The sequence below is a fragment of the Paracoccus lichenicola genome (assembly GCF_009708075.1).
Lineage (GTDB): Bacteria > Pseudomonadota > Alphaproteobacteria > Rhodobacterales > Rhodobacteraceae > Paracoccus > Paracoccus lichenicola.
In genome coordinates, this window is record NZ_WMBT01000004.1 from 13,733 (window position 1) to 39,981 (window position 26,249).

29 protein-coding genes are annotated in these 26,249 nt (G+C 68.4%); 8 read left to right on the forward strand and 21 right to left on the reverse strand.

From position 1 onward, the window contains the following. Positions 1 to 46: 46 nt before the first annotated feature. On the reverse strand, positions 47 to 1,201 hold the full coding sequence (locus tag GIY56_RS08720; RefSeq protein WP_154764451.1) for a type III PLP-dependent enzyme: 1,155 nt from the start codon (positions 1,199 to 1,201) through the stop codon (positions 47 to 49). 151 nt (positions 1,202 to 1,352) lie between these two features. On the opposite strand from GIY56_RS08720, the gene GIY56_RS08725 reads away from it, so the two are divergent. Continuing rightward, positions 1,353 to 1,784: an Lrp/AsnC family transcriptional regulator gene (locus tag GIY56_RS08725; RefSeq protein ID WP_154764665.1), complete on the forward strand. Its 432-nt coding sequence runs from the start codon at positions 1,353 to 1,355 to the stop codon at positions 1,782 to 1,784. A gap of 10 nt (positions 1,785 to 1,794) precedes the next feature. Here GIY56_RS08725 and GIY56_RS08730 read toward each other — a convergent pair whose 3' ends face one another. Continuing rightward, positions 1,795 to 2,430 (reverse strand): winged helix-turn-helix transcriptional regulator, encoded by a 636-nt coding sequence (locus GIY56_RS08730; protein ID WP_154764452.1) that lies wholly within the window; start codon positions 2,428 to 2,430, stop codon positions 1,795 to 1,797. 75 nt (positions 2,431 to 2,505) lie between these two features. On the opposite strand from GIY56_RS08730, the gene GIY56_RS08735 reads away from it, so the two are divergent. From GIY56_RS08735 to GIY56_RS08755, 6 genes are all read left to right on the forward strand, one after another. Continuing rightward, positions 2,506 to 3,237 (forward strand): DUF1428 domain-containing protein, encoded by a 732-nt coding sequence (locus tag GIY56_RS08735; protein ID WP_154764453.1) that lies wholly within the window; start codon positions 2,506 to 2,508, stop codon positions 3,235 to 3,237. Next, the gene (locus GIY56_RS08740) at positions 3,234 to 4,019 is read left to right on the forward strand and encodes a VOC family protein (protein ID WP_154764454.1); all 786 of its coding nucleotides are present in this window, start codon (positions 3,234 to 3,236) and stop codon (positions 4,017 to 4,019) included. Before GIY56_RS08735 ends, GIY56_RS08740 begins: the two co-directional genes overlap by 4 nt. Beyond that, positions 4,016 to 4,657, forward strand: coding sequence for a glutathione S-transferase family protein (locus GIY56_RS08745; protein ID WP_154764455.1), 642 nt, complete (start codon positions 4,016 to 4,018; stop codon positions 4,655 to 4,657). The genes GIY56_RS08740 and GIY56_RS08745 overlap by 4 nt, the downstream gene beginning before the upstream one ends. 65 nt (positions 4,658 to 4,722) lie before the next feature. After that, complete coding sequence (locus GIY56_RS18375) at positions 4,723 to 4,902, forward strand: hypothetical protein (protein ID WP_196053583.1); 180 nt, start codon at positions 4,723 to 4,725, stop codon at positions 4,900 to 4,902. Next, positions 4,899 to 5,183, forward strand: a complete 285-nt coding sequence (locus GIY56_RS08750) for a type II toxin-antitoxin system RelE/ParE family toxin (RefSeq protein ID WP_196053584.1) — start codon at positions 4,899 to 4,901, stop codon at positions 5,181 to 5,183. The genes GIY56_RS18375 and GIY56_RS08750 overlap by 4 nt, the downstream gene beginning before the upstream one ends. Positions 5,184 to 5,254: 71 nt before the next feature. Beyond that, positions 5,255 to 8,362, forward strand: a complete 3,108-nt coding sequence (locus tag GIY56_RS08755) for a valine--tRNA ligase (protein WP_154764457.1) — start codon at positions 5,255 to 5,257, stop codon at positions 8,360 to 8,362. A gap of 54 nt (positions 8,363 to 8,416) precedes the next feature. Here GIY56_RS08755 and GIY56_RS08760 read toward each other — a convergent pair whose 3' ends face one another. The 4 genes from GIY56_RS08760 to GIY56_RS08775 all read right to left on the reverse strand — a co-directional run bounded on the left by GIY56_RS08760 (position 8,417) and on the right by GIY56_RS08775 (position 11,645). Next, positions 8,417 to 9,529 carry a pyridoxal phosphate-dependent aminotransferase gene (locus GIY56_RS08760; RefSeq protein ID WP_154764458.1) on the reverse strand — a complete coding sequence of 371 codons (1,113 nt, stop codon included), beginning with the start codon at positions 9,527 to 9,529 and terminating at the stop codon, positions 8,417 to 8,419. Beyond that, on the reverse strand, positions 9,529 to 9,765 hold the full coding sequence (locus tag GIY56_RS08765) for an Lrp/AsnC ligand binding domain-containing protein (protein ID WP_154764459.1): 237 nt from the start codon (positions 9,763 to 9,765) through the stop codon (positions 9,529 to 9,531). Before GIY56_RS08765 ends, GIY56_RS08760 begins: the two co-directional genes overlap by 1 nt. 29 nt (positions 9,766 to 9,794) lie before the next feature. Further along, complete coding sequence (locus GIY56_RS08770) at positions 9,795 to 11,165, reverse strand: MATE family efflux transporter (RefSeq protein ID WP_154764460.1); 1,371 nt, start codon at positions 11,163 to 11,165, stop codon at positions 9,795 to 9,797. Positions 11,166 to 11,348: 183 nt separating this feature from the next. Further along, a complete protein-coding gene (locus GIY56_RS08775; protein WP_230312395.1) occupies positions 11,349 to 11,645 on the reverse strand; it encodes an ArsR/SmtB family transcription factor in 297 nt (98 codons plus the stop codon). Positions 11,646 to 11,721: 76 nt separating this feature from the next. Between GIY56_RS08775 and GIY56_RS08780 the strand changes: the two genes are divergently transcribed. Then, a complete protein-coding gene (locus GIY56_RS08780) occupies positions 11,722 to 12,576 on the forward strand; it encodes an alpha/beta fold hydrolase (RefSeq protein ID WP_154764461.1) in 855 nt (284 codons plus the stop codon). 73 nt (positions 12,577 to 12,649) lie between these two features. Here GIY56_RS08780 and GIY56_RS08785 read toward each other — a convergent pair whose 3' ends face one another. The 15 genes from GIY56_RS08785 to GIY56_RS08855 all read right to left on the reverse strand — a co-directional run bounded on the left by GIY56_RS08785 (position 12,650) and on the right by GIY56_RS08855 (position 26,185). Then, positions 12,650 to 13,003: a hypothetical protein gene (locus GIY56_RS08785; RefSeq protein ID WP_154764462.1), complete on the reverse strand. Its 354-nt coding sequence runs from the start codon at positions 13,001 to 13,003 to the stop codon at positions 12,650 to 12,652. A 4-nt stretch (positions 13,004 to 13,007) separates the two neighbouring features. Next, positions 13,008 to 13,934 (reverse strand): DnaJ C-terminal domain-containing protein, encoded by a 927-nt coding sequence (locus GIY56_RS08790; RefSeq protein ID WP_154764463.1) that lies wholly within the window; start codon positions 13,932 to 13,934, stop codon positions 13,008 to 13,010. Between the two features lie 56 nt (positions 13,935 to 13,990). Continuing rightward, positions 13,991 to 15,049 carry an aldo/keto reductase gene (locus tag GIY56_RS08795; RefSeq protein WP_154764464.1) on the reverse strand — a complete coding sequence of 353 codons (1,059 nt, stop codon included), beginning with the start codon at positions 15,047 to 15,049 and terminating at the stop codon, positions 13,991 to 13,993. Between the two features lie 60 nt (positions 15,050 to 15,109). Next, positions 15,110 to 15,862, reverse strand: a complete 753-nt coding sequence (locus tag GIY56_RS08800) for an ABC transporter ATP-binding protein (protein ID WP_154764465.1) — start codon at positions 15,860 to 15,862, stop codon at positions 15,110 to 15,112. Between the two features lie 70 nt (positions 15,863 to 15,932). After that, entirely contained in the window at positions 15,933 to 16,811 is an 879-nt protein-coding gene (locus GIY56_RS08805; RefSeq protein ID WP_154764466.1) for an ABC transporter ATP-binding protein, read from the reverse strand. Next, positions 16,808 to 17,713, reverse strand: a complete 906-nt coding sequence (gene nikC / locus GIY56_RS08810; protein WP_154764467.1) for a nickel transporter permease — start codon at positions 17,711 to 17,713, stop codon at positions 16,808 to 16,810. Before nikC ends, GIY56_RS08805 begins: the two co-directional genes overlap by 4 nt. Beyond that, positions 17,710 to 18,690: an ABC transporter permease gene (locus tag GIY56_RS08815; protein WP_268866566.1), complete on the reverse strand. Its 981-nt coding sequence runs from the start codon at positions 18,688 to 18,690 to the stop codon at positions 17,710 to 17,712. The genes nikC and GIY56_RS08815 overlap by 4 nt, the downstream gene beginning before the upstream one ends. An 87-nt stretch (positions 18,691 to 18,777) precedes the next feature. Further along, a complete protein-coding gene (locus GIY56_RS08820; protein WP_154764468.1) occupies positions 18,778 to 20,376 on the reverse strand; it encodes an ABC transporter substrate-binding protein in 1,599 nt (532 codons plus the stop codon). 94 nt (positions 20,377 to 20,470) lie between these two features. Continuing rightward, positions 20,471 to 21,631 (reverse strand): BatD family protein, encoded by a 1,161-nt coding sequence (locus GIY56_RS08825; RefSeq protein WP_196053585.1) that lies wholly within the window; start codon positions 21,629 to 21,631, stop codon positions 20,471 to 20,473. Then, positions 21,625 to 22,239 carry a hypothetical protein gene (locus tag GIY56_RS08830; RefSeq protein WP_154764470.1) on the reverse strand — a complete coding sequence of 205 codons (615 nt, stop codon included), beginning with the start codon at positions 22,237 to 22,239 and terminating at the stop codon, positions 21,625 to 21,627. Before GIY56_RS08830 ends, GIY56_RS08825 begins: the two co-directional genes overlap by 7 nt. Continuing rightward, complete coding sequence (locus tag GIY56_RS08835) at positions 22,236 to 23,135, reverse strand: VWA domain-containing protein (RefSeq protein ID WP_196053586.1); 900 nt, start codon at positions 23,133 to 23,135, stop codon at positions 22,236 to 22,238. Before GIY56_RS08835 ends, GIY56_RS08830 begins: the two co-directional genes overlap by 4 nt. Beyond that, entirely contained in the window at positions 23,123 to 24,070 is a 948-nt protein-coding gene (locus GIY56_RS08840; protein WP_154764471.1) for a VWA domain-containing protein, read from the reverse strand. Before GIY56_RS08840 ends, GIY56_RS08835 begins: the two co-directional genes overlap by 13 nt. Next, the gene (locus tag GIY56_RS08845) at positions 24,067 to 24,405 is read right to left on the reverse strand and encodes a hypothetical protein (protein WP_154764472.1); all 339 of its coding nucleotides are present in this window, start codon (positions 24,403 to 24,405) and stop codon (positions 24,067 to 24,069) included. Before GIY56_RS08845 ends, GIY56_RS08840 begins: the two co-directional genes overlap by 4 nt. Beyond that, complete coding sequence (locus GIY56_RS08850) at positions 24,402 to 25,232, reverse strand: DUF58 domain-containing protein (protein ID WP_328288488.1); 831 nt, start codon at positions 25,230 to 25,232, stop codon at positions 24,402 to 24,404. The genes GIY56_RS08845 and GIY56_RS08850 overlap by 4 nt, the downstream gene beginning before the upstream one ends. Next, a complete protein-coding gene (locus GIY56_RS08855) occupies positions 25,226 to 26,185 on the reverse strand; it encodes an AAA family ATPase (RefSeq protein WP_154764473.1) in 960 nt (319 codons plus the stop codon). The genes GIY56_RS08850 and GIY56_RS08855 overlap by 7 nt, the downstream gene beginning before the upstream one ends. Positions 26,186 to 26,249 lie beyond the last annotated feature (64 nt).

The window sequence follows — 26,249 nt, forward strand, 5'->3', positions numbered from 1 at the left end:
CACCCCCGGACCCCCGTGGGATATTTAGGCCAAGGCAAAGGGTTCGTTATTCAAAGCCCATCACCGTGGCCCGCGTCATCGCGCCAAAGCCGTTGAAGCGGGTGTTGGTCACGACCGAATAGGCGCCTGCGCCGTGGAAGATGACATAGTCGTCCTCGGCGATGTCGTCTGGCAGGGCCAGCTCGCCCGGCAGGCGGTCCACCGAATCGCAGGTCGGGCCGAAGATCACGCGGCCCGTCCGTTCGCCGCTGCGCGGCCTGCCTTGCGGGGTCAGGACCTCGATGCGGTCGAGATTGCCGATGACCGGCAGTTCGGCCAGGTTGCCATAGACGCCGTCGTTCAGGAACACGTTTGCGCCGTCGCGCAGGCCCTTGACGCGGGCGATCAGCGCATAGGCGTCGGCGCACAGGCCCCGGCCCGGTTCGCAGACAAGCGCGGGGGCGTCCGTGCCGAAGCATTCGGCCACCGTGTCGCCGATCTTGGTGAAGATCGACGGCAGGTCGGGCGCCACCCCCGCCAGGCGGTGCGAGGGGAAGCCGCCGCCCACGTTCAGCCGATGCGCCCGGACACCCGCCATGTAGCAGATCTCGCGCGCCACGCGGATATAGCTTTCCCAAGCCATCGGGTCGGTGCATTGCGTGCCCGGATGGAAGGTCAGCGAGGCGACATGACCCCGATCCGCCACCCGCCGCAGCAGATCGGCCGCCAGATCCGGCGTGGCCCCGAACTTGGACCCGAAGTCATAGGCCGCGCCCGGCACCGGCAGCTTGAAGCGGGGCGAGATCTCGACCCCCTGCCCTTCGACCGAAACCGGCACCTGCTCGAACAGCTTGTCCAGCTCGCTGCCGCTGTCCACCGACCAAGCAAGGATCCCTTCGCGCACGCCATGGGCGATTTCCCGGCGCGAGCGGACGGGGTTGTGGTAATGGCGCGCCGTGCCCGGGGCCAGGCGGCCGATCAGGTCGATCTCGTACGGCGAGGCCACGTCGAAGCCCTGGATCCCCGCCGTGACGAGGTTCTGGATCACGGTCTCGTCCGGGTTCGACTTCACGGCATAGGTGACAAGGCCCGGAAAGCCCGCCAGGAACTGCCGTGCGCGGTCCTGCAACACCGTGGGCGCGAAGGCCATCACCGGATGGTCGGGCTGAAGATGGCGGATCAGGTCGGCCGGATTGTCCCAGACGGTCTTCTGTGTCCTCATCGGCGGATCCTTTCGCGTTCGCGGGGTTGCGGCCCTCGGGTCCAGAATGACGCCTCGGGCCGGCGATTTCACCGGCGAAAGGGATGGATTTGCCGCCCCTGCCGGTCATAATGACGGCCATCATGGCTTTTCGACGATCTGCGGGACCGGAATGGACGAACTGGATCGCAACATCATCGCGCTGCTGTCGCAGGATGCCCGCACATCCGTCGCGGTGCTGGCGCGGCGGTTGAAGGTTGCCCGGTCCACCCTGCAGGCGCGGCTGGAACGGCTGGAACGCTCGGGCGCGATCGCCGGCTATACGCTGCGGCTTGGCGAGGCGGCACGGCCCGGCCGCATCCGCGCCGCCGTCCTGCTGGCCATCGAGCCGCGCAGCCAGCCCGCCGTCCTGACGCGCCTGAAGGCCATGCCGCAGGTCGAACGCATCCACACGACCAGCGGGCGCGTCGATCTGCTGGTCCAGATCGCCAGCGGATCGACCACGGAACTGGACGAGGCGCTGGACCGCATCGGCGCCATCGACGGCGTGCGATCCTCGGAAAGCCTGATCCACCTGTCTACCAAGCTCGACCGCGCGGTCTGACGGGGGCAGTCTAGCGCAGCCGGAACAGGTCCACGAAATCCTGCGCCGCCCCCGCATCGCCCGATAACCCGATCATCCCGTCGCTTGCCAGATCGGCCAGCGGCACCCGGCCATAGACCGCGCGCGCCAGGCTGTTGCCATTGCCCGACAGGGTGAAATCCGCCGGCTCCACGCCTGCCTTGGGGCGCAGAATGCCGTCGCCCGTCAGGCGCAGCACGAAGGACTCAGCCCCCATCCGCATCGCCGCCGTCACCTGCCGCCCCTCGGCCCCCCCGATCATCGCGGTCATGGAGATCACCAGCGCCGCCGGGCTGATGAACCGCCTTGGATCATGGCCCGGATGCAGCGCCCCCCAGCGGCACATCGCCTGCAGGACCGGCATCAGGTCCTGTCCCGAAGGCGTCAGCGCGTACTGCCCCGCCTCGTGCGTCACCACGCCTGCCTGCGCCAGTTGCGCCAGCCGCTGCGTCAGCACCGCCGCCGTGACCCCGGGCAGCCCGTGGCGGATCGCCTGGAACCGCTTGGGGGCCAGCATCAGTTCGCGCACCACCAGCAGCGCCCAGCGGTCGCCGATGATGTTCAGGGCATGGGCGGCAAGGCATCCCTCGTCATAGCGGATGCGCGGATCATGGCGGGTCTGTGACATGGCACAGGGTATCAGTTGCTTTTTCATACTGCAACGGGCACCCTTCCTTTTGTGATCCAGGAAGGGGGGATTCTCATGACCTATGTTTCCGGTTTCGTCGCCGCCGTGCCCAGTGCCAACAGGGACGCGTTCATCGCCCATGCCAGGGCCGGCTGGCCCTGGTTCCAGCAGCGCGGCGCGCTGCGCATGGTCGAATGCCTGGGCGCGGACGTGAAGCACGGCAGGCAGACCGACTTTTATCGCGCGACCCAGGCCAGGGACGACGAGGTGCCGCTGTTTTCCTGGGTCGAATGGCCCGACCGCGCCACCGCCGACGCGGCCTGGGCCGGCATGGCAAATGGCGAGGATTTGCCAGACATGCCCGAACCGCCCTTTGACGGCGCGCGCATGTTCTGGGGCGGCTTCAACCCCATCGTCCAGGTGGGCGAAAGCAGGCCCGGAAGCTATATCCAGGGCTTCGTGCTGGCCGCGCCCGAGGACAGGAAGCAGGCCTATATCGACATGGCCCGCAGCGCGACGGACATGTTCCGGCGCATGGGCGCAACCTTCCAGATCGAATGCTGGGGCGAGGACGTGCCCCATGGCAAGCAGACCGACTTTTACCGCGCCACGGACGCCAAGGAGGGCGAGGTGCCGCTGTTCTCCTGGATCGAATGGCCCGACCGCGCGACCTGCGACGAAGCCGCCCGCCAGATGGAGGCCGAGATGGAGGGGATGGAGATGCCCGACATGCCCTTCGACGGGATGCGCATGTTCTGGGGCGGCTTCACGCCAGTCTTCGACAGCAAGGCCGAGGTGCAGGGATGAAGGTTCACGGACGCCCCCTCTGGTTCGAGCTTGCGACCGGCAAGGGCCATCTGGATGCGGCAGGCGATTTCTATCGCAAGGTGATCGGCTGGCAGATCGGCGACAGCGGGATGGAGGGGTTCCGCTATCACCTCGCCACCGCCGACGGCGACAGGGTGGCCGGGCTGATGGAGATGCCGGGCGATGTCGCGGACATGCCGCCCGCCTGGACGGTCTATTTCGGCGTGGACGACGCCGACCGCGCGGCCGCCGGTATCCGGGCCGCGGGCGGTCAGGTCTTTCGCGAACCGGCCGACATTCCCGGCACCGGCCGCTTTGCCGTCGCCGCCGACCCGCAGGGCGCGCCCTTCGGAATCCTCGCGCCGCTGCCGATGGAGGACGGCACGGGCGGCCAGGCCTTCGACCAGGCAAGGGCCGCGCATGGCAACTGGATCGAACTGATGACCACCGATCCCGGCGCGGGTCTCCGCTTCTATGCGGCCCTGTTCGGCTGGACCGCGGGCGAGGCGATGGACATGGGCGGCATGGGCACCTACCGGCTGTTCCGCCATGACGGCGCGGACATCGGCGGCATGATGGGTCTGGGCCAGGCGCCCCGGCCCTGCTGGCTGGCCTATTTCGGCGTCAACGGCGTCAAGGACGCGGTGGGGCGCATCACGGAGGCGGGCGGCACCGTGCAGCACGGCCCGACCCCGGTTCCGGGCGGGGCGCATATCGCCGTCGCGACCGATCCGCAGGGCGCCCCGTTCGCCCTGGTCGGCCCTTTGGAGGTGACAGCATGACCCTGGTCCTGACCACCTATGACTGGGTGCCCGAATTCGCGCGCGGCTTCGTGCGCGACATCCGGGTGCGCTGGCTGCTCGAGGAACTCGGGCGGCCCTACCGGATCGAGACCGTGCCGCTGCGGGACCGGACGGCCGATCATCTGGCGCACCAGCCGTTCCACCAGGTGCCCTTCATCCGCGACGGCGACCTGACGCTGTTCGAATCGGGTGCCATCCTGCTGCACCTGGCCGAGGGCACCCCCCTGATGCCCCCTGCGCAGCGCCCCCATGTCCAGCAATGGCTGATCGCGGCGCTGAACAGCGTCGAGCCGTTCAGCATGGCCTGGGTCATCCCCAAGTTCTTCGACCAGGACGAGGCAGGGGCCGCCAAGCGCGAACCCCTGCTGCGGCAACGGCTTGCGCAATTGCAGACGGCCTTGGGCGACCGCCCCTGGCTGATGGGCGAAGGCTTCACCGTGGCCGACCTGCTGATGGCCGACATCCTGCGCCTGCCCGCGCGGAACGGGTTGCTGGACGACCTGCACGGGCTTGCGGCCTACGCCGAACGCGCCACCGACCGCCCCGCCTTCCGCAAGGCGCTGGCCGACCAGATGGCGCATTGGCGCGCGGCGGATGAAAGGCGGGGGGCGGCCTAGCTGCAGGCCATTGTCGATCCAGCCTTCGGGCGTTATCCTTGAAACTGTAGATCGAAAGGCCTCGGATGCGAACTGACAGCCGTGCCGATATTCAACGCTGGATCAAATCCGGCCCGCCGGGTCAACAGGCCGCGCCGGGTTATGACGAATGGCTGAAAGCCGAGATCGCCGCAGGCATCGCCGAACTCGACGCCGGAAAGTTCATGACGCTGGAGGACATGAAGCGCGAATTCGGGCAGGAATGAGGATCGTCCTTTCGGACCTGAGCCGCCGACGGCTTCATGAAATCCAGTCCTATATCGCCTTCCACAATGCCAGGGCCGCGACCCAGGTCGCAGACCGCATCCTCTATGCGGCTGAAATGCTGGCCGACTTCCCGGACCTTGGCACGCGGTGGCAAGGCGGATCCACGCGCACCCTGGTGGTGTCGGGCCTGCCATACCGCCTGCACTATCGTATCGTGGGCGACACCGTTCAGATCATCACGATTGCCCATACCAGCCAGCGGCTACCCAAGCTGGGGTGAAGCGCCCGTGGCACTTGGCCTTTCCCCCCTCTTTCGCTAATCCATCCCCCAAGCGAAGGGGATCTGCCGACATGAGCATGGACAAAAGCTTTGACGCCACCGCCGCCGAGGCGCGGATCGGCGCGGAATGGGAACGCCTGGGCGCGTTCGCCGCCGGGGCCAACGCCTCGCGGGCCGAGACCTTCACCGTGATGATCCCGCCCCCGAACGTCACCGGCAGCCTGCATATCGGCCACGCCTTCAACAACACGCTGCAAGACATCCTGGTCCGCTGGCACCGGATGCGCGGCTTCGACACGCTGTGGCAGCCCGGCCAGGACCATGCGGGCATCGCCACGCAGATGGTCGTGGAGCGCAAGCTTGCGTCCGAGGGCAAGCCGCCGCGCCGCGACTGGAACCGCAAGGATTTTACCGACGAGATCTGGCGGTGGAAACAGGAATCCGGCGATACGATCATCAACCAGCTGAAGCGGCTTGGCGCCTCGTGCGACTGGTCGCGCAACGCCTTCACCATGTCGGGGGCGCCTGGTGCCCCTGCGGGCGAGGAGGGGAATTTCCACGACGCGGTGATCCGGGTCTTCGTGGACCTTTATAACAAGGGCATCATCTATCGCGGCAAGCGCCTGGTGAACTGGGATCCGCATTTCGAGACGGCGATCAGCGATCTCGAGGTCGAGAACCGCGAGGTTCCCGGCCACATGTGGCATTTCAAATACCCGCTGGCGGGCGGCGAGACTTATGAATACGTCGAACGCGACGCGGACGGCACCGTCACGCTGCGCGAGGTCCGCGATTATATCTCCATCGCCACCACGCGCCCCGAAACCATGCTGGGCGACGGCGCGGTGGCGGTTCATCCGTCGGACGCGCGCTATGCCCCCATCGTGGGCAAGCTGTGCGAGATCCCCGTGGGGCCGCGCGAACACCGCCGCCTGATCCCGATCATCGCCGACGAATACCCGGACCCGAACTTCGGCAGCGGCGCGGTCAAGATCACCGGGGCGCATGACTTCAACGACTACGGCGTGGCGATGCGCAACGGCATCCCGCTTTATGCGCTGATGGACAGCAAGGGGGCGATGCGGTCGGACGGCCTCTCCTATGCCGAGTCCGCCGCCATCGCGACCCGCGCGGCACGGGGCGAGGACGTGGGCGACGTGTCGGACGTGAACCTGGTCCCCGAGGATCTGCGGGGTCTCGACCGGCTGGAGGCGCGGCGGCTGGTCATTGCCCAGATCAATGCCGAGGGCCTGGCCGTCACATACCTGCACAAGGAAATCGACGAGGACACCGGGGCCGAGCATCTGGAACGCCGCCCGGTCGTGGAGGCCAAGCCGATCATGCAGCCCTTCGGCGACCGCTCGGGCGTGGTGATCGAGCCGATGCTGACCGACCAGTGGTTCGTGGACACGAAGCGGATCGTCGGCCCTGCCTTGGAGGCCGTGCGGTCAGGCCGGACCGAAATCCTGCCCGAGCAGCACAAGAAGGTGTATTTCAACTGGCTCGAGAACATCGAGCCCTGGACCATCAGCCGCCAACTGTGGTGGGGGCACCAGATTCCGGTCTGGTATGGATTGGACCTCGCGCCCGAAGGCCAGGTCGATGACGATGGCGACGGCGAACTGGACGACGTGGAAATCTTCGCGCTGCTGGAGGAAGGCCTGGTCCACCGCGACGAGATCCACCACGCCGCCGCCAGCTTCGCCGAGGTGGCCGAGCGGTTCCGCGACGCCATCGCTGGGCTGCCCGCCCCCCTGGAAATCGCCCGCATCGTCGAGGTCGCGGACCGCGAGGCCGCCATCGACGCCTTTGCCCAAGGCCTGGCCGATTACAACCTGAGCCAGGATCCCACCCGGCTGGTCTATCCCGTCTGGCGCGACCCGGACGTGCTGGACACCTGGTTTTCCTCGGGCCTCTGGCCCCTGGGCACGCTTGGCTGGCCCGAGGACACGCCGGAACTGCGCAAGTATTTCCCGACCGACGTGCTGGTCACGGGCTTCGACATCATCTTCTTCTGGGTCGCCCGGATGATGATGATGCAGCTTGAGGTCGCGGGCGACGTGCCGTTCCGCACGGTCTATGTCCATGGCCTGGTGCGCGACGAAAAGGGCGCGAAGATGTCGAAGTCGAAAGGCAACGTCATCGACCCCCTGTCGCTGATCGACGAATACGGCGCCGACGCGCTGCGCATGACGCTGACCGGCATGGCCGCGATGGGCCGCGACCCCAAGCTGGGGCCGAAGCATGTCGAGGGCGCGCGGAACTTCGTCACCAAGATCTGGAACGCCACCCGCTTTGCCGAGATGAACGGCGTGCGTGGCGGCGGCGCGATGCCCGCGCCCAGCCATACGGTGAACCGCTGGATCATAGGCGAGGTCGCGCGGATCCGCATCGCCACGGACGAGGCGCTGGCCTCCTATCGCTTCAACGACGCGGCGAACGGCCTTTACGCCTTTGTCTGGGGCAAGGTCTGCGACTGGTATGTCGAATTCGCCAAGCCCCTGTTCGACGGCGACCATGCCGATGAAACGCGGGCCACGATGGGTTGGGTTCTGGACCAGTGCTATCTGCTGCTGCACCCGATCATGCCCTTCGTGACCGAGGAGTTGTGGCGGCTGACCGGCGACCGCGCCAAGATGCTGGTCCACGGCGACTGGCCGACCTATGGGGCGGAACTGATCGACGCGGAGGCCGACCGCCAGATGAACTGGGTGATTTCGCTGATCGAAGAGGTCCGGTCCGCCCGCGCCCAGATGGGCGTTCCGGCAGGTGCCAAGCTGGACCTGATCGCGACCGAGGCGGAAGCAGCGGCCCGCGCGGCCCTGACCGCCAACAGCCCGCTGATCGAGCGGCTGGCGCGGGTAAACGAGCGGTCGGCGCATGTGACCTCAACCAGCCACGTGACTGCGCGCGGCACCATCACGGTGGCGGTGCCGGGGGCGAGCTTCGCCCTGCCCATCGGCGACGTGATCGACGTGGCGGCGGAAACCGCCCGGTTGCAGAAGGCGGTAGGCAAGTCCGAGAAAGACGCCGAGGGCTTGCGCAAGCGGCTGTCGAACCCGCGCTTCGTGGAAAACGCGGAACCCGAGGTGATCGAGGAAACCCGCGACAAGCTGGCCGCGCTGGACGACGACCTGACGCGCCTGCGCGCGGCCCTGGCGCAATTGGCGGCGATGTGAGCCGCTGCCGTCGGGGGCGCTTGCGGGGATCGCAGGTGCCTCCGGCGGGGATATTTAAGTGAAGAAGAAGCCTTGGAGCGTGGACAGCGCGCGGGGGAGCGCCTCGGCCAGGATGTCCAGTTCCGGGTCGGGCGCGCAACTGATGCGGATGCAGCGGTTGAGCGGCGCCGCGCCGGGCATTCGGATGAAGACGCCTTCACTTGCCAGCGCATCGACCAGGCGGCGGGCGAAGGCGCCATCGCGATGCGTGTCGAGCGCCACGAAGTTGGTGGCGGATGGCAGGGCGGTCAGCTGGTTTTCCGCGCCGATGGCGGCGATGCGCTGGCGCGCCCCATCCACCCGCGCCACGACCTGCGCCAGCCAGTCCTGATCCTGCAATGCGGCAAGCGCGCCGATCTGGCTGATGCGGTTCATGCCGAAATGGTTGCGCACCCGGTCGAAGGCCGCGATCAGGTCGGGGTGGCCGATGGCGTAACCCACGCGCGCGCCTGCCATGCCGTAGGCCTTGGAAAAGGTGCGCATCCGAATGACCCGGGGATCGTCGGCGGCGATGGCCGGGATGGCGCTTGCGGAGGCGAATTCGGCATAGGCCTCGTCCAGGACCAGCAGCGTGCCCTCGGGAAGCTGGTCCAGCATCGCCTCGATCACCGCGCCGTCGTGCCAGCTTCCCATCGGGTTGTCCGGGTTGGCGAGATAGACCAGCCCCGCCCCGGTCTGGCGGGCGCGATCCAGCAGCGCCTGCGGGTCCTCGGCGTCATGGCGATAGGGCACCTTGTCCAGGCTGCCCCCGAAGCCGGTCACATGGAAGTTGAAGGTCGGATAGGCCCCGTCCGAGGTCACCACGACATCCCCCGGCGCGACCGTCAGGCGCACCAGCAGGCCCAGCAAGCCGTCGATCCCCTCGCCCACGATGATGTTGTCGGCCCGGACGCCATGATGCGCGGCCAGCGCCTGCGTCAGGTCATGGCTGGCCGGATCGCCGTATTTCCAGACCTCGCCCGCCGCCGCCTGCATCGCGGCCACCGCGCGCGGACTGGGGCCGAAGCCGTTCTCGTTGGCGCCAAGACGCGCGGCGAAGGGGCGGCCCGCCTGGCGTTCCAGCGTTTCCGGCCCGACGAAGGGCACGGTCGCGGGCAGGCCTGCGGCGATCGGGGCAAGGCGGACCATCAGAAGGCGCGAAAGGTCATGGTGGTCAGCGTGCGGCTGATATGGGGGATGTCGAACAGGCGTTCGGAGAGATACCGGCCGACATCCTCGTCTTCGGGGATATAGACCTTGGCGATCAGGTCGTAGTCGCCGGATGTCGAGTAAAGCTCGCTCACGACCTCGCGGTCATAGATGGCTTGGGCGACCTGATAGGTCTTGCCAGGCGCGCAGCGGAACTGAACGAAGACGGGTCGCATGGTGGCCTCCTGCTTGGGTCGGGCGCAGGTTAGACCGCCGGCGCGGGACGGGTCCAGACCCCGCGCGCGTGGCCCCGCCAGAAGCGCGCCATCAGCAGCGCGGCCGCCACCGTTAGCCCGACGCACAGCCCCAGCCACAGCCCGGCGGGACCGAGGCCCCCCGGAAAGGCCAGGCCCCAGGCCACGGGCATCCCCACCACCCAATAGCTGAAGCCCGCGATCCACATGGGCACGCGCGTGTCATGGACACCGCGCAGGAAGCCAAGCGCGATCACCTGGAAGGCATCGGTCAATTGGAACAGCGCCGCATAGACCAGCAGCGCCGCGCCAAGCGCCACGATGGCCGGCCCGCGCGCGTCCGTGGGGTCGAGGTAGAGCCGCACCAACCAATCGCCCGCCAGCAGATAGATGCTGATCGCCAGCGCGGCGAAGACCAGCGACATGGCGATCACCGTAACGGCGGCGTCGCGCATCCAGGCGGCGTCGCCCCGGCCCTTGGCCTGGCCCACCCGGACCGTCGCGGCATTCGACAGGCCCAGATGCACCATGAAGGTGATCGACGTGATCTGCAGCGCGATCCCGTGGGCCGCCAGTTCCTGCGTACCGATCCAGCCCATCATGACGTTGGAACCCACGAACAGCCCGCCCTCGGCCACCATGGTCAGGCCGATGGGCCAGCCCAGGCGGAACACTTGGCCCAGGGCAGCGGTGTCGGGCTTCCAGAACCGCTGGAACAGGTGATACTTGCGCGTCGCGGGCAGCCAATGGGCATAAAGCGCCAGCACGGCCAATTGCAGGGTCTGCACGATCACGCTGGAGATAGCCGCGCCCCGCACGCCCAGTTCGGGAAAGCCCGCGTTTCCGAAGGTCAGAAGCCAGATCAGCCCGATGTTCACCGGCAGCCCGGCCAGCGTCACCCACATCACGACCTGCGCCCGCTCCAGCGCCGCCAGATAGGAATTGAGCGCCAGCGCCCCCAGCATCGGCAGCAGGCCCCAGCCGGCGATGCGCAGGAAATCCTGCGCCAGCGCGGCCACCGTTTCCGTCTGGCCAAGCGCCAGCAGGATCGGGCCGGAAAACCAGAACAGCGGCTGGCACAGGACCGCATGGATCGCCGACAGCCACAGCGCCATGCGGGCGGCGCGGCGGACCTCGGTCTCATCCCCGCGGGCGATGGCGGTGGCGATCAGGCCCATGACGCCGGTGCCGTAGCCCATGCCCAGGAAGAACAGGATGTGGATCATCGAGGTCGCGATGACCAGGGCCGCCAGCGCATCGACCCCGTACCAGCCCAGCATCACCGTGTCGCTGACATGGATGCCCATGCGCGCCAGATGGCTGCCGATCAGCGGCAGGCCCAGCGAGAGCGTCGCGGCGACATGGGGAAGGTAGCGGGTCATGGGGCGGGCTTAGCGCGGCAAGGGGCGCTGCACAATCTGCAAGGCGGGCGGGCAGTTTATCGGGAATGTTGAAAGCGGAGGGATCTTCTTTGGGACATAGGCTGCTGGGTAGGAGGCGCCCTTGCCGGAACATAGCGCAAATACGTTGTCACCCTTGAACCCGACAGGCCTGATTTCGAGACCTTAACTGCCGGTCGAAGCCGCAGAAATTTCGCGGCCCAACCAATCCAAATAACCGCTGATCGCAGCTTCGTCCCGTTTGCAATAGGACCACTTCAGGTGCTTTCGCACCGAGATGAAGCCCGCCTGCCGGAGAATGTCCAGATGCCTGCTGGCGGTGGGTTGGGCGACAGTCAGCGCCTCGGCAATCAGCGTCATGCAGACACCGAACTCCACCGGATCGGCGGACCACTGGTGGCCAAACTGCTTCCCCGGCTCTGCCAACAGCCGAAGGATGCGCAGTCGCGGCTCGCTTGCCATGGCCCGGATTTGTATTGATCTGTTCATACTTTCAATCATATCGTCATTTAGCTAAATGACAATACGAGTCGCCACGATGCTGAACCTTCCGAACACCGCTATTATCGAGGGCAGTGCAGTCCGCTGGGGCAGGATCGGGAAGGGGCCACCGCTTGTCGCGATCCACGGCACCCCGTTTTCCTCGCAGGTCTGGCGCAGGATCGTGCCGGAGTTTGCCGACCGCAGAACGGTCTATTACTTCGATCTGGTAGGCTACGGTCTTTCCGAAATGCGTGAAGGGCAGGATGTTTCCCTCGGCGTGCAAAACAAGGTTCTTGCCGCCCTGTTTGCGGAGTGGGGCGTCGAACGTCCCGACGTTCTGGCCCATGACTTTGGCGGTGCCACCGCCTTGCGCGCATGGTATCTGGACGGGCTTCGCTATGCCTCGCTGACGATCTTCGATGCTGTTGCCCTTGCACCCTGGGGGTCGCCCTTCGTTCAGCACGTGCGACGCCACGAAGCGGCCTTTACCGGGATGCCGGACTATATGCACCGCGCGCTGCTGCGGGCCTATTTGCAGACGGCAGCGCACAACCCGTTGTCGGAGGATGCGCTGGAAATTTACAGCGCTCCGTGGCTCGGGCCAGTTGGTCAGGCAGCATTCTATCGGCAAATTGCCCAGATGGACCAGCGTTTCACGGATGAGGTCGAAGCGCTCTACGACCGTCTGGACTGCCCTGTCACCGTTCTTTGGGGGATGAAGGACGATTGGATTCCCTATGAGAAAGGCACAGCACTTGCCGCCTTGATCTCGGGGCGTCCCGTGGTCCCAGTCCCTGAGGCCGGGCATCTGGTGCAAGAGGATCGCCCCGAGGTTCTTGTGGCGGCGGTTCTGAAAGGCTTCAGCGACAGCTGCTCGTCCTCTTCGTCCCGCAAGGCAATCGTTCGATGATCAGTTCCACCAGACTGATCGGCTGAAACCGGCGCTTATCGGCTGTGGCGCATAGACGCCTCCGCCGCCGCTGTCAGCCCCGGCCGGTGGTCACGATCCGCAGCCTGTGCACCGACTTCTGGATCCGCCCCCGCACCTCGTCGGGTTCACTAGCGACGGCCTGGATCAGCGCGCGCATGTCGCCTCGGGCGGTGTTCAGCTGGTCGATCAGCGACATCACCATGGCCAGGGCGTCGTCGGGCAGGTCATAAACCTCGCTCAGATCGCAGAGCAGTTGCAGCCGCGCCACGTCCGCGTCGGTAAAGGCAGGACCGTCCGGCGTGACGACGGGCGTCACCACATGCGCGGCGATGAAGGAATGCAGGCGCGCGGGGTCCAGATCCTCAAGGATCGCCACGACCTCGGTTTCGGAATAATGCCGGGCCATCCCCTTACCCCCCCGTTTTCATTCCCGCGCGCGGATCATAGCGGTGATCCTTGCGCCATTCCTCGAAGAAGCGGGCCAGGTTGTCGTCCACCTTGGGCGGCATCACGATCTTCAATTCCACCTGCTGGTCGCCGCCGTTGATGCCGCGCCCGCGCAGGCGCAGCTTTTGCCCGGTGGTGGCGCCCCTGGGGATGGTCAGGTTGACCGGGCCGTCGATGGTGGGGACGGCCACCTTGCCGCCCAGCACGGCCTCGTCCAGGGTGATGGGCAGGGTCAGCAGGATGTCGTCGCCCTCGCGCCGGAAATCGGGATGGGGGGCCACGCTGACCGTCAAATAGGCGTCGCCCGGCCCGCCCTGGCCCAGGCCTTGCCCACCCTTGCCTTTCAGCCGGATGGTCTGGCCGTCGCGGGTGCCCTTGGGGATCGTCACCTCCAGGTCGCCGCCCTCGGGCAGGGTGATGCGGGTCTTGCCGCCCCGCGCGGCGGTCAGGAAATCGACCTGCAAGGAAAAGCGGTAATCCTGGCCCCGGACATGGAAGTCGCGCGGATCCTCGGGGCCGCGCCCGAAGCCGCCAAAACCGCCGCGCCTGCCGAACAGGTCCGAAAAGACATCCGACAGGTCGGGATCGCCGTCAAAGCCATAGCTGCGCGCGTATGGGTTGCCCGCGGCCTCGGCATGGTCGCGCCAGGGGCGGCGCTGCGGGCGTTCCTGGCCCTGGGCGTCGATCTCGCCCGCGTCGAACCGGCGCCGCTGTTCGGGGTCCTTCAGCAGGTCATAGGCGGCGGAGGCCGCCTTGAACCGCGCCATCGCCGCAGGGTCGGGGTTCAGGTCGGGATGATCCGACTTGGCGATCTTGCGATAAGCCTTCTTGATCTCGGCATCCGTGGCCGATTTCGTCAGTCCCAAGGCTTCATACGGATCGCCCGCCATTACAATCCCCCATTTCATCACTTGCTATCAACAAGATAGGCGCGCTTCGCCGTTCATCAATAGGGCAGCGGATACTGCTTGTGCATCCGGTCGATGGCTTTCCTCAAATCGTCGGGCAGGGGCTTGCCCAGTCCCGCGATCAGGTGGTCCAGCTGGTCCGTCCGCGTGGCGCCGATAATGGGCACGACCTTGAAGGGCCGGGTCAGTTGCCAGGCGATCGCCATGTGGATGGCGTCCCAGCCATGATCGGCGGCCAGCTTGCGATACGCCTCGGTCGCGGCGATGCCCTGCGGCGTCTTGCGCCCGCCCAGGTTGCCCAGGCCGCCGCCGGCCTTGTCCACCGCCGCCCGGCTGCCTTCGGGCATGGCCCCGCCCGCATACTTGCCCGACAGCAGGCCCGCCGCCAGGGGGGAATAGGAGAGCAGCGTCACGTTCTCGTTCACCGCGACCTCGGCCCCGTCGGTGTCGAAAAGGCGATAAAGCAGCGAATATTCGTTCTGGATCGCGGCCATGCGCGGGGCGCCGATGTGGTCGGCCACGGCGCACCACTGGGTCAGGCCCCAGGCGGATTCGTTGGACAGGCCCACGGCGCGGATCTTGCCCGCCTTTTTCGCAGCGTCCAGCGCGCCCAGCACGTCGGCCATGTGGTCCAGCGTCTGCTGTTTCGACTGCTTCGAGGGATCATAGGTCCAGTTCTGCCGGAAGGCATAGCTGCCCCGCACGGGCCAGTGCAGCTGATACAGGTCGATGTGGTCCGTTTGCAGCCGCTTCAGCGATCCGTCGATGGCCCCGGCGATGATCGCCCCGTCATAGGGCGCACCATTGCGGACCATCTGGCTGGGACCGGTGATCTTGGTGGCGATCTCGACCCGGTCGCGATTGCCCGTGCGCGCCAGCCAGGTGCCGAGGATGGTTTCCGTCAACCCGATGGTTTCGCGGCGGACGGGGTTCACGGGATACATCTCGGCCGTGTCCAGGAAGGTGATGCCCGCATCCAGCGCGCGGTCGATCTGGGCGTGGCCCTCGGCCTTGGGCGTCTGGTTGCCGAAGGTCATGGTGCCAAGGCAGATCTCGCTGACGGCGACATCGCTGCCGCCCAGGGTGACGCGCTTCATGGGGGTTCCTTTCGTCCGTTCGCGCGCAGGTTAGCGATGGGGCGGCGGGGCGCAAGGCCGTCAGGCGCGGGCGTAACCGCGCGAGGCCGCGATCAGTTGGCGGGTGTATTCCTGCTGCGCGGTGCCTTGGCGCAGGGCGGTGACGCCCATCACCTCGACGATGCGGCCCGCCTGCATGACGGCCAGCCGGTCGCACATGTGGCCCACCACCGCCAGGTCGTGGCTGACCATCACGTAGGTCAGCCCGTGTTCGGCGCGCAGGTCGGCCAGCAGGTTCAGGATTTCCGCCTGCACGCTGACATCCAGCGCGCTGGTCGGCTCGTCCAGCAGCAGCAGGCGCGGTTCCGCCGCCAGAGCGCGCGCAATGGCGACCCGCTGGCGCTGCCCGCCCGAGAGTTGGTGCGGATAGCGGAAGCAGAAGCCGCGGCCCAGGCCAACGTCGTCCAGCAGGCGCGCGATGCGGCGGTCGATGTCGTCCATGCCTTGCAGGCGCAGGGTTTCCGACAGGACCGCATCGACCGAATGGCGAGGATGCAGGCTGGCATAGGGATCCTGGAAGACCATCTGCACGGTCTTGAAGAAGGCCCGGTCGCGCTTGCGGGCGCTTTGCGGCTTGCCCGCCACGGCGATGGTCCCGGACCAGGTGTCGATCAGGCCCGCGATGGCGCGCAGGATGGTGGACTTGCCGGACCCGGATTCGCCCACGAGGCCGAAGCTTTCGCCTTGAGGGACGGTGAAGCTGGCGTCCTGCACCGCGTCCACGCGGTCGGGCGGATGGCCGAACCAGACGTTCAGGTTTTCGACCGTCAGCATGGGCGGCACCGTTGCTGCGGGGGTTTCACACCCCCGCGCCCCCGTGGGATATTTGCGTGAAGAAGAAGCATCAAAGGCCCCCCGGAAATTCAGTATCCAGGCTTTGGGTGATCGTGTCGCCCTCGCGCCAGGCGTCCTGGCGTTGCAGCACCGGCAGGCGGTCTTGGGGCGCATCCAGGCGCGGCAGGCTGTTCAGAAGGCCCTGGGTATAGGGATGGCGGGCCTGGTGCAGATCCTTGGCGGCCAGGGTTTCCACGATCCGGCCCGCATACATGATCAGCACCCGGTCGCAGAACTGCGCGACAAGGTTCAGGTCGTGGCTGATGAAGATCAGGCCCATGCCCCGATCGCGGACCAGGCGGTCCATGATGTTCAGAACCTCGGTTCGGACGGACACGTCCAGGGCCGAGGTGGGTTCGTCGGCGATCAGGATTTCCGGGTCGGGGGCCAGCATCATCGCGATCATGATGCGCTGGCCCATGCCGCCCGACACCTCGTGCGGATAGGCGGCCATGACCCGTTCCGGGTCTCGGATCTGGACGGCGCGCAGCATCTCCAACGCCTTGTCGCGGGCTGCGTGCTTCGCTCCGCCCGCGTGGAGGCGATAGGCTTCCATGATCTGGTCGCCGACCGTCATCACCGGGTTCAGGCTGAACTTGGGATCCTGCATGACCATGCTGATCCGCCTGCCCCGGATCCGGCGCATCCGGCGTTCCGGCAGGTTCAGGATCGACTGGCCGTCCAGCTCCATCCGGTCGGCGGTCACACGCCCGGGCGGGCGCACCAGCCCCAGGATCGCGCGGCCGGTCATCGACTTCCCCGACCCGGATTCGCCCACGACCCCCAGGCGTTCGCGGCCCAGGTCGAAGCTGACGCCGCGCACGGCCTCGAAGGTGCCCTGGCGGGTGGGGAAGGTGACGCGCAGGTTGCGGACGGACAGCAGCGTCATTCCTTGGCCCCTTTCGGATCCAGCACGTCGCGCAAGCCGTCGCCCAGCAGGTTGAAGGCCATCGAGACGATGAAGATCGCGATCCCCGGCATGGCGGCCACCCACCAGAAATCCAGGATATAGGTCCGCCCGTCGGAAATCATCGCCCCCCATTCCGGCATCGGCGGCTGCGCGCCAAGACCCAGAAAGCCCAGGCCCGCCGCCGACAGGATGATCCCCGCCATGTCCAGCGCCACCCGCACGATCAGCGAACTGACGCACAGCGGCCAGATGTGCTTGACCAGCAGCCGCAGCGGTCCCGCCCCTTGCAGGCGCGCGGCGGCGATGAAGTCGGCGTGGCGGATGGTCAGCGTTTCCGCCCGCGCCAGGCGCGCATAGGGGGGCCAGGCGGTCAGGGCCAGCGCCAGCACGGCGTTGGTGATGCTGGCGCCCAGGGCCGCGACGAAGGCCAGGGCCAGGATCAGCTTGGGGAAGGCCAGGAAGATGTCGGTGATCCGCATCAGCACCTGGTCCACCCATCCCCCCGCGAAGCCCGCCACCGTGCCGATGAACAGCCCGATGACCGGCGCGATCAGCGCCACGGTGCCCACGATGAACAGCGTGATCCGCGATCCATGGATCAGCCGCGACAGGATGTCCCGGCCAAGAGCGTCGGTGCCCAGCCAGTGTTCGGCGGATGGCGGTTGCAGGCGGCCCGCCAGATCCTGTGTGAAGGGGCTTTGCGGCGCGAGCCATGGCGCGAAGATCGCCATGCCGATCAGCAGCACCAAGACGATCAGCCCCAGCATCGCCAGCGTGTTGCCCCGGAAGGTCAGCCAGCCTTGATAGAGCGACCCCCAGCGGGCCTGCGCGCGAGTCTGGGGCGCGTCGCTTAACAGCCAATCGCGTCTGGTCTGGTTCATTTCGACCTCGGGTCCAGCACGCGATACAGGATGTCGCTGAGGATGTTCAGAAGCACGAAGCAGGTGCCGACGACCACCGTGCCGCCCAGGACCGCGTTCATGTCGCCCGACAGCAGCGCCTTGGTGATGTATTGGCCAAGGCCCGGCCAGCTGAAGATGATCTCGGTCAGGACCGATCCTTCCAGCAGCGACCCGAAGGACAGGGCGATCACCGTCACCAGCGGGATCGAGATGTTGCGGAAGGCGTGGCGCCAGATCACCGCGCGTTCGGACAGGCCCTTGACGCGGGCGGTGGTGATGTATTCGGCGGACAGCTGCTCCAGCATGAAGCTGCGGGTCATGCGGCTGATATAGGCGAGGCTGAAATAGCCAAGCAGGCTGGCGGGCAGGATGATGTGGCTGAACGCGTCCTGGAACGCGCCCCAATCCCCCGCGATCAGGGAATCGACCAGGATCAGCCCGGTCACGGTGGGGATCATGCCGTCATAGATGATGCCCTGCCGCCCCGGTCCCCCGACCCAGCCGAGGATGCCGTAGAAGACCAGCAGCCCCATCAGCCCCAGCCAGAAGATCGGCATGGAATATCCGACCAGCGCCACCACGCGCGCCACCTGATCCACGATCCCGCCCCGGCGCGCGGCGGCGATCACGCCCAAGGGCACGCCGATCAAGACGCCGATCAGGGTGCCCAGCGTCGCCAGTTCCACCGTCGCCGGGAACACCCGCAGGATGTCGTCCACGACCAGTTGGCCGGTGGAGATCGAGCGCCCGAAATCGCCGGTCAGCACGTCGCCCAGGTAGCGCGCGAACTGCACATACAAGGGCCGGTCCAGGCCCATCGCCTGATAGGCCGCGTCGTATTGCGCCTGGCTGGCGCGGTCGCCCACCACCTTCAGCACCGGGTCGATGGGCATCACCCGGCCGATGATGAAGGTGATCAGCAGCAGGCCCAGCATGGTCAGGGCCAGCGACAACAGCGTGCCACTGACGCTGCGGGCGCGGCGGCGGCGGGCCGCAGAACGGCCGTCGCCCTGCCCCTTGGCGATGTCGGTCGCGGCCAAGGCCTATTCGCCCTTCGTCACCTGCCGATACATGACCGAGGTCACGGACCCGCCCGAGTTCCAGTTCTCCACGTTGTCGCGCAGGCCGGTGTTCTCGACCCGCTGGAACAGCGGCACGATGGGCGCCTCGGCCTGGTACTGTTTCTGGATGTCCAGATACATCTGCGCGCGCTTGTCGGCGTCCTGTTCCAGGGTCGCGGCCACGGTGGCCTGGTTCATCGCCTCAGGGACGGCATAGGCGTTGCGCCAGGCCAGAAGGCCGGTGGCCTGCGCCTCGTCGCTGTTGTCGGGGTTATAGGCGAAGGTCGCGACGTTGGTGTTCGGGTCCGAATAATCCGGTCCCCATTCGCCCAGGAAGATCGGCACGTCGCGGGCGCGATAGGCATCCAGCACCTGCGCGCCGGTCATCTGCTGGATTTCCAGGGTCAGCCCGGCCTCGGCCATGGACGCCTGAAGGGCTTGGGCCACGTCCACGTATTCGCGCAGGTCGCGGACCTTGGTGGTGATGGTCTTGCCGGACATGCCGGCCTCGTCGATCAGGGCCTTGGCGCGGGCCACGTCATGGGTCCAGGGCAGGTCCTCCAGGGCGCCCAGATAACCTTTCGGCAGGATCGACTGGTGCGGCACGAACATGCCCTTGAGGAAGCTGTTCGCGATCCCGTCATAATCGACCAGGTATTTCATCGCCTCGACCACCTTGGGGTTCGACAGCACCGGATCTTTCTGGTTCAGGCCCATGTAGAGGATCCGGCCGCGCGGTTCGTCCTGGATCTTCACGCCCTCGACCGCGGCGATGGATTCCACATCGGTCGGCGACAGGTTGCGGGCGGCGTCGATGTCGCCCTGTTCCAGCAGCAGGCGCTGCGCGCTGGATTCGGCCACATTGCGCACCACCACCCGCTTCATCGCGGAGGCGCCTTGGAAATAATCCTCATAGGCGGTGAACTGCACGGCCTCGTTCGGGCGCCAGCCGGCCAGCACGAAGGGACCGGACCCGGCCTCGTTGGTGTTCAGCCAGGTGTTGCCCAGGTCCTCGCCTTCCGCATTGGCCATCACCGTTTCCTTGTCCACCACGCTGGCGATGTTGGCGGTCAGGCAGTTCAGCACGAAGGTCGGCGCATAGGGCTTGTCCAGGTGCAGCGTCAGGGTGGTGTCGTCGAAGGTGATCTTTTCCTCGACGTTGTCGGCGGTAAATCCGAACTGCGTCAGGATGAAGGCCGGGGTCTTGTCCAGCTTGACCGCGCGTTGCAGCGACCAGGCGGCATCCTCGGCCCGGACCGGGTTGCCGGAATGGAAGGTCACGCCGGGGCGCATGGTGAAGGTGATGGACAGCCCGTCCCCGCTGACCTCCCAACTGTCGGCAAGCGAGGGCTTGAAGCCCGCCGCCATGTCCAGCGGGTCGAAATCGACCAGCCGGTCATAGGTGTTCTGGTTCACGTCGTTGCCGGAAAATTCGAAGCTTTGCGCCGGATCCAGGCTGATGATGTCGTCGATGGCGGCGGCCACGACCAGGGTGTCGGCGGGGGTTTCCGCATACGCGGCGGGCGCGATGGCCAGGGCCGAGGCCAGCAGGATCGCACGCGGGGTCAGCAGGTGGTTCATGGTGGTTTCCCTGTTTCCTTGGTCCCCGCATCAGGGCGGGGTTGCATGACAGGCAGCGTGGCCCAAGGCTGCGCGGCTGGCAAGCCCTTGACGATCAAGCCTGCCGCAATGTCCGCCGGAACGCGGCCAGCCAGCGGGGTGCGTCGAATCCCGGCGGGGGATCCGGGGCATAAAGCTGGCGGTCCAGATCGGCCAGCAGGGCCGGCGGGCGCTGATCGCGCCAGCGCAGGTGCCGGTCCACGGCGTCGCGCAGGGCGGGCAGGTCCCCCTCCGCAGCCGCCCGGCGCATGGCCCGCGCATGGGGCCCGGGCAGCAGGCGACGGATGCGCGCCCGGATCGCGGCCGCGGGCAGCAGCCCCCGGCCTTGCAGCATCAAGCCAAGCGATGCCGCAATGCCCCCGCCCAAGGCCAAAACTGCAAGCGGCCAGCCGCGCCACGTCCCTTGGTCGGACGCACCGAAGTTCGATCCGAACCCCGCGAAACCGAAGGGGATCGGCTTCAGCGGCGCCACCTCGATCTGGCGGCTGTCGGTGTCGAACCAGGAAAACGCCTCGGCATGAAGGATGGCGGGTTCGCCGGTGCGGGGGCGCAACTGCCATTCCCAGACCACGCGCGCGACAGGCCCCGCCTCGGTCAGGACGGTTTCGCGGTGTTCCGGCTGGCTGAACAGGATCAGCCAGGGCTCGGACAGGTCGGGGCGCACGGGCAGGTGGTGGGCCAGCGCGCCAAGCGCCTCGACCGTGACGCGGCGGGTCAGGATCTCGTTCTTTTGCAGGCGGCCGGGGTCGGCCGACAATTCGTCCGTCAGGGTCAACTGGCTTGCCGACAAAGGCGGGGCATCCGTGGGAAAAGGTTTCACGCCCAGGGTGATCGGCGCGGCGGTGACGGTGGTTTCCGCCCGCTGGCCGTTGTCCTGGACAAAGGTCAGCTTGTGGTCGATGGGACCGACTGTCAGCGCGCCCTCGCGCCGGGGAAACAGCGCCACCTTGCGTTCAAAGATCTGCAACAGCCGCCCGTTCACGCGTTCCTTGTGCCAATCGTCCCGCGCGACCTGGATCCAGTCGTAGTCCGGGGAATTCGGGAACTCCATGTCCTCCAGAGAGACCGTCAGATCGTATTCGCCCCGGATGGTCAGCTCGACCATTTCCGACACGACCGGGTTGCCGTGGTCGTGCAGGATCATCAGCCGCGTGTCGCCCTGGGCCAGGGCGACAGAGGCCAGCATCAGCCAGGCAAGGAACGCGCGCATCACCATGGATCGCCCTCCTCGGGGCGGATCAGGCCCATCTGCGCGCGGCGGTCGAACTCGGCGCGGATGCGCAGCTTCAGGAACTCGCCGGGGTCGTCGATGATGGTGTCCAGCCATTGGTCGGTCGCGGCCAGGCCCTTGGCGTCCAGCCGCCGTTCCCAGTCCGGCCCGGATGCGTTGGCCAGCAGGTCCGAGATCGGGATGTCCCCCGCCTCCATCCCCCATGCCCCCTTGATCCGGCCTGGCACCGTGGATTCCCCCTGATGGGGCGGAACCATGGCCGCGACCAGGTCGCGGTTCCGCCGCGCCTGTTCGTCGGCGGGATTGGCGAACAGCATCGCGTCGAAATAGGCGACCGACAGGGGGTAATCGCCCGTCGCCGCCAGCGACAGGCCTCGGTTATAGGTCTGCGACCGCCCCGCCTTGGCGAAGGCCGCATCGGCAGCCGGGTAGTCGCCAAGGCGATACAGCGCCACGCCCCGCGCCGCCGGATCGTCCAGCAGCCACGCCGCCGCCCGGTCCAGCCCGGCGCGCAGGGCCAGGCGGCCAAGCGCCTCGGGACCGGCCACGGCCAAGGCGGCAAGGCCTGCCAGGGCGATCAGCACAGGTCTCATTCCTGTCTCCGCAGCATGACCAGCAGCGGCGGCAGCGCCAGCAGCGCCAGCCAGGGACCAAGGTCGCGGTATTGCAGCGCCCGCAGCACGGGGTCGCGGGTCGATCCGCCGCTGCGGGCCAGGCGGGCGGCCAGCGCGTCCATGTCGCCCCAGGCCATCGCCGCCCCGCCGCGCGCCAGGCGGTCCAGGGCATCGGCGGGCGCGGCGGGGGCACCCGGCGCGCGCCCATCCAGCCGCAGCGCGGAAATCCGCGCGCCCTGCGCCGCCAGCCGGTCGGCCTCGGCCACAGCCTGCCGGTCCACGCCGCCCCCGTCCGAGATCAGCACCAGATCGGCGCGGGGCAGTCCGGCCAGCATCTGCGCGGCCATGCCGATGGCGGCGGCCGGACGGCTGCCCTTGCCCGGCATCGTCCCGCCGTCCAGAACGCCGATCTGGGTCTGCAATGTCGCGATGTCCAGCGTCGGCGCGGATGCGGTGAAGGCCTCGCCCCCGTACAGGATCAGCCCGACCGGGCGCCCGGACAGGGCTTGGGCCAGTCCCGCCGCAGCCAGCTTGGCCTGATCCAGCCCCGCCCCCGCCGCGACCGAGGGCGACAGGTCCACCGCCAGCACCACCGCATCGGCCTGCGCCAGCACCGGCGCATCGCTGCGCGGCAAGGCCGGCCCCGCCAGGCCCAGGGTCAGCACCGCCAGCGCCAGCGGCGCCAGCAGCCGCATCCACAGGGGCTGCCGCCCGCCCAGATGGCCCAAGGCCCCCATCGCGCGCAGCATGTCGCGCCCCATCACCCGTTCCCACCCCCCGGCATCGGGGGGCCGCATCAGGCGCAGCCCGGCCAGCCCCGCCAGCGGCAGCAGCGCCAGCAGCCACAAGGGGCGCAGCAGGATCAGCCCGTCCATCCGCGCCTCCGCCCGGCGATCCCGAACAGGCACAAGGCGGCCACGCCGGCAGGCCAGACCCACAGGGGCTGCCACAACCGCATGGGCGGGCGGGCCGAGGGGTTCGGCTCCAGCCGGTCCAGGCTTTCAGCCACGGCCTGCAGGTCGGCGGTGTCGCGGACGCGGAAGCTTTCGCCCCCCGCCACCCGGGCCACGGCGCGCAGGGTCGCCACGTCCACGGCGTCGCGGGAATCCGGCTGGTTTTCCAGATCCTCGGGACCCAGGGCGATGGAATGGACGCGGATGCCGTGGCCCTGGGCCAGGCGCGCGGCCTCGACCGCCGGGACGGTGCCCGAGGTGTCCACGCCGTCCGACATCAGCACGATCACCCGGCTTGGCGCATCGCTGCGCGACAGGCGCTTGGCGGCAAGGCCAAGGCCGTCCGAAATGGCGGTGCCGCGCCCGGAGATGCCGATCTGCGCTTCGGCAATGGCGCGGGCCACGGCCTCCACGTCGAAGGTCAGGGGGGCCGCGAAATAGGCGCGCTCGCCAAAGATCACCAGCCCGATCCGGTCGCCGCGCCGGGCCGCGACAAAGGCCGATGCGGTGCGCTTGACCGCCTCCAGCCGGGTGACGGGCTGGTCGTCCAGAAAGAAGTCCTCCTTCAACATGCTGCCCGAGAGGTCCATCACCAGCACGATGTCGCGCCCCGAGGCCGGGATCACGTCGCTGGCGACCTCGACGCGCGGACCGGCCAGGGCGATGACCAGGGCGGTCCAGGCCAGCGCCGCCAGCCATGGTCCCCGGCCCCGGGCCGCGCCGGCGGGGCGGGCGGCGCGCAGAAGATGCGCGGGCACCGTCAGGGCGGGCCGGGGCACGGCCATCGGCGGCAGCAGGCGCCGCACCAGCAGCGGCAAGGGCAGAAGCAGCAGCAGCCAGGGCCAGGCGAGGCTCATCCCCGGCGGACCCCGCGCAGGGCGATGCGTTCGATCGCCTCGTCGCCGGGCGCGGGGGCCGCGCCATAGGCGGCGGCGCGCAAGGGATCCGGCAATCGCCCCAGGATGCGCGCGACAGCCAGGATCCGGTCCTGCGCCGGCATCCCGCGGGTGGCCCGGATCAGGGCGCGCCGCGACGGCCTGCGCGCCATGACCAGGCGCAACAGCCACGCGGCGACCAACCCCGCCAGCAGGCCGATCCCCGCCAGGGCCAGCATTTCCGGCCAGCCAGGCGCCGCCATGCCCAGGGGCAGGCGCGGAGGGGACAGTTGGGCCAGCAAGTCGTCGCGCGTCATGGCGCGACCTCGGCCAGGGTGACGCCAAGCGCGCGCAACCGCGCCAGATCGGCGGCCGTGTCCGGGGGCGACAGCCGGGCGATGCGGCTGCGGCGGCCGTCGCTGACCGCAAGGGGACCGGACGGGGGCTGCATCTCGGCATCGTCCAGCATCAGGGCCAGCGTGACCGACCGGCGCCGGGCCAGTTCGGCCAGGGCGGGTTCCGCGCCTGCCAGGCCGTCCAGGCAGGTCGCGACCAGCACCCGCCCGCCCGGCGGGGACAGGCGCATGGCGCGGGCCAGGGCCTCGGACAGCGGCCCGGGACCGGGGGACGACAGGGCCAGGTCGTGCTGGCGCGCCAGGGCGGCGCAGATCGCGGCCATGTGCCCGTCGCCGCCCGATCCGCGCAGTTCCGCCAGACGCGCGCCCGCCATCAGCGCGGCCACCGATCCCCCGCGCCCCGCCACGCGCCAGCCCGCCTGCGCCAGATGCCGGGCCGCGCGGACAGACCGCAGCGCGGCCCCCGTGCCCCACAGCATCGGCGCACGGAAATCGGCCAGCAGCAGGATCGTGTCGTCGCGATCCTCGTGCAGGCTGCGGATATGCGGCTGTCCGGTGCGCGCGGTCGCCGCCGGGTCCAGGCGGCGGGGATCGTCGCCCGGGACATAGGCGCGGATTTCGCGCAGGTCCATGCCCGCGCCCGGCATCCGCGCGGGAACCGCCCCCGCGCGCCGGGTCAGGGGCCGGTGCCTGCCCCGGGCGGGGGCCTGGTCGCGCAGGGCCAGCAGCTCGGCCGCGGTCAGGCGAATGCCCGGCGCGTCGGGCAGGCCTGCGGGCAAGGCTACCACGGGCGCACCTGGGCCAGGATGTCGGCGACCAGGCTACGACTGGTGCGGCCTTCGCCGCTGGCCGACCAGGCGGGGATCAGGCGGTGGGACAGGGCATCGGCGGCCAATGCCTCGGCATCCTCGGGCAGGCCGTGGTCGCGGCCGTGCAGCCAGGCCCGCGCGCGGACCCCTGCCGCCAGGGCCAGCGTGCCGCGCGGGGACACGGGATGTTCCACCCATTCCGCCACCGCGCCGCCGGGCCGGGTCGCCATGACCAGCCGGACGATGAAGTCCTTGAGGGCGGGGGCCAGGTGGATCCGCGCGACCTCGGCGCGGGCCTTTGCAAGATCGGCGGCGGTGACGGCGGTGCCGCGAAGCGGGGCGGGCGAGACCGCCTCGGCCTCGACCAGATCCAGGATCGCGCGTTCGGCCTCGGCCCCCGGCAGGTCCAGGCGCAGGTGCAGCAGGAAGCGGTCAAGCTGCGCCTCGGGCAGCGGGAATGTGCCCTCGTGTTCGATGGGGTTCTGGGTCGCCACGACCATGAAGGGATCGGGCAAGGGCCGCGTCACGCCGCCGGTCGTGACCTGCCCTTCGGCCATCGCCTCCAGCAGGGCGGACTGCACCTTGGGGGGCGCGCGGTTGATCTCGTCCACCAGCACCAGGCTGTGGAAGATCGGGCCGGGGATGAAGTCGAAGCCGCCGGTTTCCGGGCGGAACACCTGCGTGCCCGTGAGGTCCGAGGGCAGCAGGTCGGGCGTGCACTGGATGCGGGCATGGCTGCCCGGCAGGTGTGCCGCCAGCGCCTTGACGGCGCGGGTCTTGGCGATGCCCGGCGGTCCTTCGATCAGGACGTGGCCGCCCGCCAGCAGCGCGATCAGCAGGCGTTCGACCAGAACGTCATGGCCGATCAGAGTCGCGCCGATTTCCGCGCCAAGGCGGCGGACGGCATGGGCCGGTTCGCGGTGATCGTCCATCGCTTCCTCCCCTCGCGCTGAACGGGACCAGTGTGCAACCGCGCGGGAACGGGTTCCAGCGTTA